This is a genomic window from Pararhizobium sp. P1_E7, from assembly GCF_056405855.1.
Genome location: NZ_JBFUBH010000017.1, coordinates 18,402 through 31,171 on the forward strand (window position 1 = coordinate 18,402; position 12,770 = coordinate 31,171).

Consider the following 12,770-nt stretch of genomic DNA (forward strand, 5'->3'; position numbering starts at 1 on the left):
ACCGGAATCGATTTAGGGAAAAATTATGCAGCAAATTTAAAGTGTTACAGCGACCCTTGCGCGTCATGAACGACGCGCGGCGCTGTAAGTTTTGTTTGAGGTTGCCGTAGCAGCCAGTTCATCAGGGCAAGCGCACAAAGCGCGCCCAGAAGTTCGGCAATGACGAAACCCGGCAGATCGAGCGGACGGATTCCGGAGAAGGTGTTGGTCAGCGATCGCGCCAGTGCCACGGCGGGGTTGGCGAACGAGGTCGATGCGGTGAACCAGTAGGCGGCGGTGATATAGAGCCCGACCAGCCACGGGATGGCCTTCCCATCGAAGCGGATGCCGGCAAGGATAACGCCGACGAGGCCGAAGGTTGCCACCCCCTCGGAAAACCATTGCGCGCCCCCGGTTCGAGCCTTCAGCGAAACCTCGATCAGCGGCAGATCGAACATCAGATGCGCCGCGATCGTGCCGACGATGCCGCCGGCCAATTGTGCTGCGACATAAAATCCGAGGTCGCGGCGGGGCAGGTCCCGTTTCAAAGCGAAAACCAGCGATACCGCCGGATTGAAATGCGCACCGGAGATTGGACCGAAGATGGTGATCAGGACCACCAGAATGGCGCCGGTCGCCAGCGTGTTGCCAAGCAGCGCCAGAGCAGTGTCGTCCGTCAGTGTGTCGGCCATGACGCCGGAGCCGACGACGGTCGCAACCAGCAGGCAGGTTCCAAGGGCTTCAGCGACAAGACGGCGTGGCAGATCGAATGCAGGCATCATCCGGCGTTCACCTGACTGATCGATGCACCGGCCATGGCGCCGATCTGGCGCAGATGCGTCTCCATGGCCAGCTTGTCGATGGAGCTGTGCGGCAGGCTGAGAAAGGCCATGATGCGGTTTTTCAGGAACCGTGCGGCCTGCGAGAAGGCGCGCTCCTTCTCGAATTCGCTGCCTTCCACCGCTGCGGGGTCTTCGACGCCCCAGTGTGCCGTCATCGGATGACCGATCCAGACAGGGCAGGCTTCACCGGCAGCATTGTCGCAAACAGTGAAGATGAAATCCATCTGCGGTGCGCCTTCGACTGCAAAGACGTCCCAGCTCTTCGAGCTGAAGCCGGTCGCCGGATAGCCGAGCGCGTCCAATTCCCGCAACGCCAGGGGGTGAACGGTGCCTTTGGGATAGCTCCCGGCCGAATAGGCCCTGAAGTGACCTTTTCCCTCGGCGTTTAGTATGGATTCGGCGACGATGGAGCGAGCCGAGTTTCCGGTGCACAGAAAGAGCACATTGTAGATACGGTCAGGCATGGCCTTTTTCCTTTGGAGGACAGCAGGGAACGAGATCGGCGATCAAGGGTGCGCACAGATCGGGATGGCCGGCACAGCAGTCTTTCACGAGGAACGTCACCACATTGCGCAGGCTGCCGAGGCTGGCGCGGTAGACGATGGACCGGCTTTGCCGCTCCGCCGTGATCAGGTCTGCCCGCTGCAAAGTCGCCAGATGGGTCGACATGGTGTTGTGTGGGACGCCGAGCAACCGGGCGATTTCCCCGGCGGGCAACCCGTCGGGTTCATGGGTAACGAGCAGCCGGAAGGCATCCAGCCGCGTGGTCTGGGCGAGGGCCGCAAAGGCATTGACAGTGTTTATGTTGTCCATCTGTCGAGACTTATCGACATAATATTCATCCGTCAAGATCGTTTTGCCTGCGCCGCTTCGGCGGCGACAATCATCGAACAGTCTGTCGTGGACCTGCTATCTTGCCGTTTTTGCGCGCACATGAGATTCCGGAGCGAAATAACGGCCCGACGGTTCCGGGCCCGGATGAGGACTGTGACGATGCCGCAGCTGGTCGATGGAAAATGGGAAATTGGCGATGTCGCCGCCAGCGAGATGAAGGACGGCGCCTTTCATCGCGAACCGACCAGCTTTCGCAGCTGGATCACGCCGGATGGCTTGCCGGGGCCGGATGGCCAACCCGCTCTGCCCGCCGAAGCCGGGCGTTATCAGCTTTTCGTCGCCTTCATCTGCCCCTGGGCCTCGCGCACCTTGATGATGCGCAATCTGAAAGGCTTGCAGGACATCATCGCCGTGTCGATCTCCGAGCCGGAGCTGGGGGAAAACGGCTGGACCTATGCCAAGCCGCAGGATGCCGGTCCGCGCGCCGGCAGTATCCGCTACCAGCATGAGCTCTATACGGCGTCGGACCCGCATTATACCGGCAAGGTTTCCGTGCCGGTGCTCTGGGACCGCAAGCAAGGCCGCATCGTCAACAACGAATCCGCCGACATCATCCGCATCCTCAATACGGCGTTCAACCACCTGACCGGCGACAGGCAGGATTTCTATCCGGAACGCCTGCGTCCCGGCATCGATCGCTGGAACGCGCCGATTTACGAGACGGTCAACAATGGCGTCTACCGGGCCGGTTTTGCCAAGACGCAAGCCGCCTATGAGGAAGCCGTGACCCGTCTTTTTGAAACGCTGGACAGGCTGGAAGCGCACCTCGCCGAGAACCGCTATATCGTTGGCACTCATTTCACCGAGGCCGATATCCGCCTGTTCGTCACGCTGATCCGCTTCGATGCCGCCTATTTCGGTGTCTTCAAATGCAATCTGCGACGGCTGGAGGATTATCCGAACCTGTCGAACTATCTGCGCGAGATCTACCAATGGCCGGGTATCCGCGAGACCGCGCGGATCGATCATATCAAGCGGGGCTATTACTCCATCGCCCATATCAACCCGGCCAGGATCGTACCGCTTGGGCCGTTGCTTGATCTTGACCGTGCGCATGACCGCGCAAGGCTTGCAGGGCAGGGGGTAATGGCGGCCTGATCCGCGAATTTGCTAAGCAATTAAATCCTTGAGGGACCCGCCAAGCTATTGCGAATTGGCAAAACAACACTAGTTTAACGGGTGTTCTGATGGATAAAGCTCCGTGATCGGGGCGCCAGACGATTTGTCCGGCAGCCGGGCGGCAAGCGGTCTGATGATCATGCCGCAATTCCGGCCACCCTTGGACGACGCCGGTGGCGCTCCAACTGCGGTTCTTCCCGTTTCCGAACGTCCGGCAAGCCAAGGCCGGCGGCACGTGGCCATTCACCAGAATGTCTGCATCTGTTGTCGAGGTACGGAATGAACACGACATTTCTGAAAATTTTCCGCCGGCTGGTTCAAAAAGGCAATCTGACACTCATCCTCTCGTCTGGAGAGCGGGCCACTCTCGGCGACGGGTCCGGCGTTCCAGTGACGGTGCGGACACTCGACGAGGAAGCCGAACGGGCGGTCCTGCGCGATCCCGGCCTGAGGTTCGGGGAAATGTATGTGGAAGGGCGCATCGTCATCGACGATGGCAACATTTTCGATCTGTTGTCGATGGTGAAGGCCAACGGTCTCGAAAAGGCGGCAACGATCAGCAATACGGCCACCGCACTCCTGCATGTGGCCGAGCAGCAGATCAAGAGCCGCCTGCCGGTCAACCGGAACAAGCACAATGTCGCCCACCACTACGATCTCGACGGCAAGCTGTTCGACCTGTTCCTTGATCAGGACTGGCAATATTCCTGTGGCTATTTCGATCCGCCCGGCATCGGCCTTGACGAGGCCCAGACGGCGAAGAAACGCCACATCGCGGCCAAGCTTTTGCTGGAACCCGGCCATACGGTGCTTGAGGTCGGCTCGGGCTGGGGCGGCATGGCGATGTACCTGGCTGAGTCTTCCGGCGTCGATGTCACCGGCATTACGCTTAGCGAGGAGCAGCTGAAGGTCTCGCGCGCCAGGGCTGAAAAGCGTGGGCTTGGCGATGGCGTCCGGTTCGAGCTGCAGGATTACCGGACGATGGCCGGTCGCCAGTTTGACCGTATCGTTTCGGTTGGCATGTTCGAGCATGTCGGCATGGCCAATTACGGAAACTTTTTCGCCAAGATGGCAGGGTTGCTGAAGCCCAAGGGCGTGATGGTGCTGCACTCGATCGGCCAGGCGGAAAAGCCCTGGGCGACCAATCCATGGATCGAAAAGTACATTTTTCCCGGCGGTTATATGCCAGCGCTTTCGGAGGTCGCGCCGGCCATCGAGAAGGCACGGCTGATGATCCGGGACATCGAGATCCTGCCGATGCACTATGCCCACACGCTGCGGGCCTGGCGCGAGCGCTTTACGGCAAGGAAGGACGAGGCGGTCCGGCTCTACGACGAGCGGTTTTTCCGCATGTGGGAATTCTATCTGGCCGCCTCCGAGACCGCCTTCATCTACGACAAGCTGATGATTTTCCAGATCCAGCTGTCGCACGATCAGGATGCGGTGCCCTACACGCGCAACTATATCGCCGAACGCGAAGCGAAGTTTCGGGAATTCGAAAAGACCCGTTCACCGCTGGAGCCAGTGGAATTCTGAGCAGTCGGCCGGTATTTCACCGGCATCCATCTGTGGACGCTCCGAGGCGATGGCACGCCTTCACTTGGCCTTGATGGCATGTGCATTTATGGTCCCCGCACATCTCAACTGAATCCGGAATGCCATGTCCCTGCCATCAAAATCCATCGCCGTCCTCATTGCCCAGGAAATCAAGGCAACGCCCGCCCAGGCGATCGCAGCCATCGAGCTTCTGGACGAAGGCGCGACCGTTCCCTTCATCGCCCGCTACCGCAAGGAAGTGACCGGCGGGCTGGATGATACGCAGCTGCGCGACCTCGCCGAACGGCTGGTTTACCTGCGTGAACTCGAGGCGCGCAGGCTCTCCATCCTCGATTCGATCCGCAGTCAGGACAAGCTGACGGCAGAACTGGAAGCCAAGATCGCCGGCGTTACCACCAAGGCGGAACTGGAAGACATCTATCTGCCCTACAAGCCGAAGCGCCGGACCAAGGCCGAGATCGCCCGCGAACGTGGCCTCGGGCCGCTCGCAGACGCCATTCTTGCCGATCGCACCATGGCTCCGGCAGACCGCGCCGGCGCCTACATCACGGCCAATGTGCCGGATGTGAAAACGGCGCTCGACGGCGCCCGCGACATCATCGCCGAAGGCATCAGCGAAAATGCCGACCTGCTTGGCCGGCTGCGCGCCCATATGCGCCAGGTCGCCCTTCTCCGGTCCAAGGTTGTCGATGGCAAGCAGGAGGCCGGCGCCAAGTTTTCCGATTATTTCGATCATTCGGAAAAGTGGGCAACCGTTGCCGGCCACCGGGCGCTTGCCATGCTGCGCGGCTGGAACGAGGAGTTCCTCTCCGTCGATATCGTCGTCGATCAGGACGATACCTCGCCGGTCAAGCCGGTGGAGCGCACCATTGCCGCCGTCTACAAGGTCGGCGGCACGCTGCCGGGCGACAAGTGGCTGATGGAGATGATCGGCTGGACCTGGCGGGTCAAGCTGTCGATGTCGCTGTCGCTCGACCTGATGCGCGAATTGCGCGAGCGGGCGGAAGAGGAAGCGATCCACGTTTTTGCCCGCAATCTCAAGGACCTTTTGCTCGCAGCTCCCGCCGGCTCGCGCGCCACGATGGGGCTCGATCCGGGCATCCGCACCGGCGTCAAGGTCGCCGTCGTCGATGGAACCGGCAAGCTGCTCGAGACCACCACCGTCTATCCGTTCCCGCCGAAGAACGACATTCGCGGCACGCAGGCCGAACTCGCCAGCCTTGTGCGCAAGTATAAGATCGAGTTGATCGCCATCGGCAACGGCACCGGCAGCCGCGAGACCGAACGCCTCGTCGCCGACATGCTGACGCAACTGCCGGCGGGCCCAAAGCCCACCAAGGTCATCGTCTCGGAAGCCGGCGCATCGGTCTATTCCGCCTCGCAGGCTGCAGCCGACGAATTCCCCGGCCTCGACGTTTCGCTGCGCGGCGCCGTCTCCATTGCCCGCCGCCTGCAGGATCCGCTCGCCGAACTGGTGAAGATCGAGCCGAAGTCGATCKGCGTCGGCCAGTACCAGCACGATGTCGATCAGGGCCGCCTCAACCGCTCGCTCGAAGCCGTCGTCGAGGATGCGGTGAATGCCGTCGGTGTCGATCTCAACACGGCTTCGGCCCCGCTGCTCGCCCGCGTCTCCGGGCTTGGAAAATCGTCCGCCGAAGCCATCGTTGCCCATCGCGACGCGAGCGGCGCCTTTACCAGCCGCAAGGAACTGTTGAAAGTATCGCGTCTCGGCGCCCGCACCTTCGAGCAATGCGCCGGCTTCCTGCGCATCCGCGATGGCAAGGAGCCGCTGGATGCCTCCTCGGTGCATCCGGAAGCCTATGGTGTGGCCAAGAAGATCGTCGCCGCCTGCGGCCGCGACCTGCGCGCCATCATGGGCGACAGCGCCGCGCTGAAGCAGCTCGACCCGAAAGCTTTCGTCGATGAACGATTCGGCCTGCCGACGGTCAAGGACATTTTCGCCGAGCTCGAAAAGCCCGGCCGCGACCCCCGCCCAAGCTTCAAGACGGCGACCTTTGCCGATGGTGTCGATGACATCAAGGACCTGAAGCCCGGCATGCTGCTCGAAGGCACCGTCACCAACGTCGCCGCCTTCGGCGCCTTCGTCGATATCGGCGTGCATCAGGACGGTCTCGTGCACGTTTCGCAGCTTGCCGACCGTTTCGTCAAGGATCCGCATGAGGTGGTGAAAGCCGGCGATGTGGTGCAGGTGCGAGTCACCGAAGTCGATGTCCCCCGCAAGCGCATCGGGCTCACCATGCGCAAGGACGGTGCCGCAGAGTCAGGCGGACGCGAGATGAAGAGCGATCCGAAGGCCGCCCATCAGGCCCGCCAGACCTTGGCCCGCACGCAGCAGCAAAAGCCGCAGGCGCCGTCGCAAGGCGCGTTCGGAGCGGCGCTTGCCGAGGCGATGAAGCGGAAGTAGGACACAGAGAATAGGGAATCCGGTTGCCGGGACCTTCGACAACCGGGCTCCGTGCTGATTGTCTTCGCCTGCCGCCAGGGGTAAAACTTAAGACATGCAATGGAGCGATCAGGCCATCATCATCGGTGTGAAACGGCACGGGGAAACCTCTGTCGTTGCCGAGGTGATGACGCATGCGCGCGGGCGCCATCTCGGGCTTGTGCGCGGCGGCCGGTCGCGGACGATGCAGCCGGTGCTGCAACCCGGCAACGAGGTCGAGGTCACCTGGCGGGCGCGGCTCGACGAGCATCTCGGCGAATTCAGGATGGAGCCGGTCAGGCTCCGAGCCGCCCGGCTGATGGAGGCGGCAACCTCGGTCTACGGCGTCCAGGCCATGGGGGCGCTGCTCAGGCTCTTGCCCGAGCGCGATCCGCATCCGCATCTCTATGAAGCGCTCGACATCATTCTTGAAAACCTGCACGACCCCCGCGACGCCGGAGAACTGTTCGTCCGCTTCGAGATCGCGGTTCTCAACGATCTCGGCTTCGGCCTCGACCTTGCGGAATGTGCCGCGACCGGCGCGCGCGACGATCTGGTCTATGTCTCGCCGAAATCCGGCCGCGCCGTCAGCCGTGCGGCAGGCGCGCCCTATGCCGACAAGATGCTGGTCCTGCCCGGCTTTCTGGCCGGAGGGGGCGCTGCAGACTATGACAGCCTCGCCGCCGCCTTCCGCATGACGGCGTTCTTCCTCCACCGCCATGTCTACGAGCCGCGCGGCATCGGCCTTTCGGCTGCCCGTGAGGGGTTTGTCCAGGCCGCGCTCAAGGCCCTGAAGCCGCAAGACACCGTCGCCCATCCATAAGGAATCCCGAAAGTATGACCGTTGAACTCTACCCCGGAATGACCGTGTCCGGCATCGGCACGGTGCCGCTGGAAGCTGTCGCGCGCGATGGCGGACTGAAGGCGATGCTCGATCTCCTGGCAGGCGTTCATCCGGCACCGCCGATGGCTGCGACGTTGAAGTTCGGATTGAGCGACGTCGAAGAGGGCAGGGTCGTGTTCACCGGGCTGCCGTCCGCCGAGCACCTCAATCCGCTCGGCACGGTGCATGGCGGCTGGGCGGCGACCATCATGGATTCGGCGCTGGGCTGCGCCGTCATGACCACGCTGAAACCGGGCGAGGCCTATACGACCGTCGAATTCAAGATCAACCTGGTGCGGCCGCTGCTGCCCGGCATGGGCGAGGTGTTCTGCGAAGGCAAGATCGTCCACCGAGGCCGCACACTGGCAACCTCGGAGGCCTGGCTGAAGGACAAGAACGGCAAGCTTCTGGCGCACGGCACGGAAACCTGCGCCATCTTCCCGATCGAGAACCTGATGCGCTGACCGCGCGGCAGGCCTGAGGGGACGATCACGCCTGACTAAACAGGGTGAAGCCGATCTCGCCAAGCCTGTCCGGATCGGCGATGGCCTGCACCTCGGCGATTTTCCCGTCGCTGATGGTCAGACGCAGGATGACGCGCAACTGCCCGCCGACCTCGACGATCAGCCCGAAACCATCATCCACGAATGCAGGCTGCGCGCCGGTTGCCCGGCCCTTGAAGGTGTTTGCCACGGCTGCGGCGCCGCGGATTTCGGCAAGCGACCCGAGTTTGACGGCGGCGGCATCGGCGCGGAAGACCACATCCGGATCGAGAACGGCAAGCAGTGCCTCGAAATCGCCGCCGCGCGATGCGGCCAGGAATGCCTCGACGATCCCACGTTGCGCACTGCGATCAGCGTCCACGCTTGTTCTGGCGCCCTGAACCCTGCGGCGGGCGCGGCTCGCCAGTTGCCGTGCTGCGTCTGGCGTTCGATCGACGATCACGGCAATCTCGTCGAACGGGACCGCAAACATATCGTGCAGCACAAAGGCCAGCCGTTCGGCGGGTGTCAGCGTCTCCAGCACGATCAACAGCGCGGCGCCGACCGAATCGGCAAGCACCGCTTCATGCTCGGCATCGCCGTTTGAGCTTGCGGGTTCAGGGACGTGCGGCCCCCAAGCCTCCTCCCGGCGCAATTTGCGGGCGCGCAGCATATCGAGGCAAATCCGCGCCACCACTGTCGTCAGCCAGCCGCTGAGATTGCCGACCTCCGTCATGTCCGAGCGCCCGAGGCGCAGCCAGGCTTCCTGAACTGCGTCCTCCGCTTCCGTGCGCGAGCCGAGCATGCGGTAAGCCGCTGCCCTCAACCGCGCGCGATCCGCCTGAAATTTCTCTGCCAGAAATTTTTCCCCATCCATCCGTCACATTCCTCCTCAGCAATTCGTCATGCCTTTGACGAACGAGAACCGGACGATGTGACAGACAATCGCCGGAAATTTCAACGTCCAGAACGATACCGGATGCCGATATCCGGTTGCCCACAGATTGAGGAGATATCCATGCAAGCCAGAATGAACCACCCCGCCGTCCTGATCCCCGAAGCCATGCAGGCGCTGAATGCGCTTGCGACCGTCACCGGAAAAGGTGTTGTGCCGCTGCTGACCCTCGAACTGGTCAACCTTCGGGCCAGCCAGATCAACGGCTGCAGCGTCTGCGTCGATGGGCACCCGCGCCTTGCGAGAAAAGCCGGCGAGACGGACGAGCGTCTCTTCGCCGTCGCCGCCTGGCGCGATACGCCCTATTTCACCGATGCGGAACGGGCGGCCCTTGCGCTCACCGAAGCGCTGACGCGCATCAGCGACCGTGCCGATCCGGTGCCGGACGATCTCTGGAACGAGGTTTCCAGGCACTATGACGAAACGGCATTGGCGATGCTTATTCTGGCGATTGCCAACATCAACGTCTGGAACCGGCTGAATGCTGCCACAAGGCAGGTTGCCGGCGTCTGGAAGCCATAGACCACGATCAGAAACATGGCGTCGCGGCCACGGCGCCATGTTCTGACTGCGTGAGGTTGACCATCTCCCCAGCCCGGCATCGATGACGTGCCCCACATAATGACGAGTTGGCGATAATCCGGTGAAGATATTGCTACCCTGAGCCGTCTCCGATTTGGCCTTCGGCTGAAAAGCTGTATGGTTTGAACGATTGCACGGGCGCCGGGGAGAAAACATGATCGAAGTCATTGCTTTCGTTGCTTTTGGTCTGGCGCTCGCGGCGCTTCTCAACGGACGCAAGACAGCCGAGAGGCTGGAGACCGAGATCGCGGCGCTGAAGGAGCAACTGGCGCAGGTTGAGGCGCTCCGTCCCGTCGCCTTCACTGCCGATGTGGCGGTTGAGACCGCCGATCAGCCCGAGGCATCGGAAATCGCCCCGCAACCGGTTGAGGCCTTCCCATGGGAACGCAAGCGCCTTGCGGAAATCAAAAAGGTCGACGCCGTCTTCGGCGGTCCGCCCGTCAGCCAGGATGAGGTTGAAAAAGCGTCCCGTGGCGAACCCGTGGCTGCCCGCCCAAGCGGGCTGACCACCGTCGATGCCGTTGCCCCGCGGCAGAAGGAAAGCCTCGAAAGCCGCCTGGGCGCGCGCTGGGCCGTCTGGGTCGGCGGTATCGCGCTGGCGCTCGGCGGCATTTTCATGGTCAAATATTCGATCGATGCGGGGCTTCTCAGCCCGGCAGTGCGCCTGTTCATGGCGGCCGCCTTCGGTCTTGCCCTGATGGCAATCGGCGAATTCGTCCGCCGCCGCGCCGTGCCTCTGGTTGCCGACGCGTTCCAGAACGCCATGATCCCCGGCATCCTGACGGCGGCGGGCGCTGTGACGCTGTTCGGCGTCTGCTATGCCGCCCACGGCATTTACGGTTTCATCGGACCGGTTTCAGCTTTCGCGCTGCTGGCCTTGGTATCGCTTGCCACCGTCGGCCTGTCGCTTTTGCATGGGCAGGGCCTTGCCGGCCTCGGCCTGCTCGCCTCGCTCATCACCCCGGCACTGGTGTCGTCTGAAAGCCCCAGCCCCTGGAGCCTGTTCGGATTTCTCGGTGTTGCCTGGATCGCCACGCTCCTTGCCGCGCGGGTCCGCCGCTGGACTATCGTGCCCTCGGCCGCCAATATCGGTCTTTGCCTCTGGGCGCTTGCCTATATCGCCTCATCGACGCCATTCGAAACGCGGCCGGTGACCCTGATCATGCTGGTGATGATCGCCGGTGTCGGCTTCATCTGGCCCGGCCGGCTAGCTGGCATCATCGATAGCGAGCCGGCAGACCAGCCGCCCGCGACGCCGCGCACCTCCTGGCAACGCACAATGACGCCGCCGTTTGCCGCGATCACGGTGACAGCGGGAATCTCTGTTGTCCTGACAGCGCTTGCAATGATCAGCCCGCTCGCCACGGCGTCCGGCTATCCCGTCATCGAATTCTGCCTCGTCGTTTCGGCGCTCGCAGCCCTTGGTGCCTCTCGCAGCTATGCCGTCTATCCCGCTGTCCTGTCGGCACTCGTTGCGGTCGTTGGTGTCTGGAGCATGACGGCGCTGAGCGGCCTTTTGACATTCATCGACCCAGCCATTCCCGGTCATATCGCGACCTTGGCGGTTTCCGGCCACACCGCGATGCTGGCCAGCATGGGGCTTTCCTGCGTCTTCATCGCTCTGGGTGCGCTGGCCATTCATGTGCACTGCAATGACCAACAGCCACTGGCGACGATCTGGGCCGCCATCATCGCTGTTGTCCCGATCGCGCTCATCGGCATGTCGCTGCTGATGACCGGCAATCTGACATTCGACCTTTCACACGGACTGTTTGCGCTGGCGGCGGGCTTGATCCTTCTCGGTCTTGCCGAGTGGTTTTCACGCGGCAAGACCGCCGGTGACAGCCTCGATCTGCCGCAGGCGTTTCTGGTCGCCGGTTCTCTCGGCCTTTTCGTCATCGCATTGCATGCGCTGACCGACGGTCTTGCAACCACGGTCCTGATCGCCGTGCTTGGCGCGGTCTATGTCGCGGCAACGCGGCTGCGTTCCTGGCCCGCTCTACCCTGGATGATGGTCAGCGCGGCCATTATCGTCCTTGCCCGCATCGCCTGGGAGCCGACCATTGTCGGTCCGTTCCAGCTTGGTAAGACACCGATCTTCAATGCGCTTCTCGCCGGTTACGGCATTCCGGCGCTGCTGCTCGTTCTCTCGGCATTCGAGCTTCGCCGCTGGCCGGACCTGCGTGTGCGCAACCTGCTGCAGGCTCTCGCCAGCCTGTTCGTGCTTTTGACGGTTGCCATCCTCGTGCGCCACGCCATGAACGGCGGCGTGCTCGACAGTTCCGTGCCGACGCTTGGCGAGCAGTCGATCTACACGCTGCTCGCCATCGGCGGTTCCAGCATCATGATGACGCTCGACCGGAAATCGCCAAGCCCGGTCTTCCGCTATGGCAGCATGGCGATCGGCGTCCTGTCGATGCTCTCGATCCTCGGCGCCCATCTGATCGGGCTCAATCCGTATTTCAGCGGCGAGCTGCTCGGCTCGATCCCCTTCTTCGATCTCCTCCTGATCGGCTACCTTTTGCCGGGGCTCGGTTATGCCGGGCTCGCCTGGTATGCCCGCGGCAAGAGGCCGATGCCCTATGTGACAGCACTTGCCGTTACCGGCGCCGTTCTCGTCTTTGCCTGGGCAACGCTGTCGGTGCGCCGGTTCTGGCAGGGCCAGAATGTCGCCGACTGGAAGGGGTTCCTCGAGGGCGAAACCTATACCTATTCCGTCGTCTGGCTGCTTCTCGGCGTGTTGCTGCTGGTGCTCGGTTCCCGCTTCAATGCCAAGAGCATCCGCATCGCCTCGGCGGTACTGGTCTTCGTCGCGGTGCTGAAAGTGTTCCTGATCGACATGGCCAACCTGCAAGGCTTTCTGCGCGCCCTGTCCTTCATCGGGCTCGGCGCAGTGCTGATCGGCATCGGGCTGTTCTACCAGAAGATCCTGTCCGGCAAGGCGAGTGCCGAGCTGCAGCGGGAACCGCCGGTGGACATCGACGCGGAACCGGGGCAAACAGCCTGAACCGATTCCCCTGCAATCCTTAGGATG

Annotated in this window: 11 protein-coding genes; 7 read left to right on the forward strand and 4 right to left on the reverse strand. The window is 62.6% G+C overall.

The features are described 5' to 3' along the window. Positions 1-44: 44 nt before the first annotated feature. Genes AC1D17_RS16755 through AC1D17_RS16765 form a run of 3 tightly spaced genes read right to left on the reverse strand, consistent with a single transcriptional unit; the run spans position 45 to position 1,634 of the window. Positions 45-758: an aquaporin gene (locus AC1D17_RS16755; RefSeq protein ID WP_477566556.1), complete on the reverse strand. Its 714-nt coding sequence runs from the start codon at positions 756-758 to the stop codon at positions 45-47. Further along, positions 758-1,285 (reverse strand): arsenate reductase ArsC, encoded by a 528-nt coding sequence (locus AC1D17_RS16760; RefSeq protein ID WP_477566504.1) that lies wholly within the window; start codon positions 1,283-1,285, stop codon positions 758-760. The genes AC1D17_RS16755 and AC1D17_RS16760 overlap by 1 nt, the downstream gene beginning before the upstream one ends. Next, a complete protein-coding gene (locus AC1D17_RS16765; protein ID WP_477566557.1) occupies positions 1,278-1,634 on the reverse strand; it encodes an ArsR/SmtB family transcription factor in 357 nt (118 codons plus the stop codon). Before AC1D17_RS16765 ends, AC1D17_RS16760 begins: the two co-directional genes overlap by 8 nt. 180 nt (positions 1,635-1,814) lie before the next feature. Here AC1D17_RS16765 and AC1D17_RS16770 point away from each other — a divergent pair, with 180 nt between their 5' ends. From AC1D17_RS16770 to AC1D17_RS16790, 5 genes are all read left to right on the forward strand, one after another. Then, positions 1,815-2,813, forward strand: a complete 999-nt coding sequence (locus AC1D17_RS16770; RefSeq protein WP_477566558.1) for a glutathione S-transferase family protein — start codon at positions 1,815-1,817, stop codon at positions 2,811-2,813. A 300-nt stretch (positions 2,814-3,113) separates the two neighbouring features. After that, entirely contained in the window at positions 3,114-4,370 is a 1,257-nt protein-coding gene (locus tag AC1D17_RS16775) for a class I SAM-dependent methyltransferase (RefSeq protein ID WP_477566505.1), read from the forward strand. A gap of 124 nt (positions 4,371-4,494) precedes the next feature. Then, a complete protein-coding gene (locus tag AC1D17_RS16780; RefSeq protein ID WP_477566506.1) occupies positions 4,495-6,816 on the forward strand; it encodes a Tex family protein in 2,322 nt (773 codons plus the stop codon). Positions 6,817-6,910: 94 nt separating this feature from the next. Further along, entirely contained in the window at positions 6,911-7,657 is a 747-nt protein-coding gene (gene recO, locus AC1D17_RS16785; protein WP_477566507.1) for a DNA repair protein RecO, read from the forward strand. Positions 7,658-7,671: 14 nt separating this feature from the next. Continuing rightward, positions 7,672-8,181 (forward strand): PaaI family thioesterase, encoded by a 510-nt coding sequence (locus AC1D17_RS16790; protein WP_477566508.1) that lies wholly within the window; start codon positions 7,672-7,674, stop codon positions 8,179-8,181. 25 nt (positions 8,182-8,206) lie between these two features. Here the strand turns inward: AC1D17_RS16790 and AC1D17_RS16795 are convergent, their stop codons facing one another. Then, positions 8,207-9,076, reverse strand: a complete 870-nt coding sequence (locus AC1D17_RS16795; protein WP_477566509.1) for a sigma-70 family RNA polymerase sigma factor — start codon at positions 9,074-9,076, stop codon at positions 8,207-8,209. 141 nt (positions 9,077-9,217) lie between these two features. Here AC1D17_RS16795 and AC1D17_RS16800 point away from each other — a divergent pair, with 141 nt between their 5' ends. After that, entirely contained in the window at positions 9,218-9,676 is a 459-nt protein-coding gene (locus AC1D17_RS16800; protein ID WP_477566510.1) for a carboxymuconolactone decarboxylase family protein, read from the forward strand. A 214-nt stretch (positions 9,677-9,890) separates the two neighbouring features. Next, the gene (locus AC1D17_RS16805; protein ID WP_477566511.1) at positions 9,891-12,743 is read left to right on the forward strand and encodes a DUF2339 domain-containing protein; all 2,853 of its coding nucleotides are present in this window, start codon (positions 9,891-9,893) and stop codon (positions 12,741-12,743) included. Positions 12,744-12,770 lie beyond the last annotated feature (27 nt).

Bases quoted from the DNA above. Each gene is read 5' to 3' on its own strand.
- AC1D17_RS16760 (WP_477566504.1), bottom strand. From the start codon at position 1,285: ATGCCTGACCGTATCTACAATGTGCTCTTTCTGTGCACCGGAAACTCG.
- recO (WP_477566507.1), top strand. From the start codon at position 6,911: ATGCAATGGAGCGATCAGGCCATCATCATCGGTGTGAAACGGCACGGG.
- AC1D17_RS16805 (WP_477566511.1), top strand. From the start codon at position 9,891: ATGATCGAAGTCATTGCTTTCGTTGCTTTTGGTCTGGCGCTCGCGGCG.
- AC1D17_RS16765 (WP_477566557.1), bottom strand. From the start codon at position 1,634: ATGGACAACATAAACACTGTCAATGCCTTTGCGGCCCTCGCCCAGACC.
- AC1D17_RS16755 (WP_477566556.1), bottom strand. From the start codon at position 758: ATGCCTGCATTCGATCTGCCACGCCGTCTTGTCGCTGAAGCCCTTGGA.
- AC1D17_RS16790 (WP_477566508.1), top strand. From the start codon at position 7,672: ATGACCGTTGAACTCTACCCCGGAATGACCGTGTCCGGCATCGGCACG.
- AC1D17_RS16775 (WP_477566505.1), top strand. From the start codon at position 3,114: ATGAACACGACATTTCTGAAAATTTTCCGCCGGCTGGTTCAAAAAGGC.
- AC1D17_RS16770 (WP_477566558.1), top strand. From the start codon at position 1,815: ATGCCGCAGCTGGTCGATGGAAAATGGGAAATTGGCGATGTCGCCGCC.
- AC1D17_RS16795 (WP_477566509.1), bottom strand. From the start codon at position 9,076: ATGGATGGGGAAAAATTTCTGGCAGAGAAATTTCAGGCGGATCGCGCG.
- AC1D17_RS16800 (WP_477566510.1), top strand. From the start codon at position 9,218: ATGCAAGCCAGAATGAACCACCCCGCCGTCCTGATCCCCGAAGCCATG.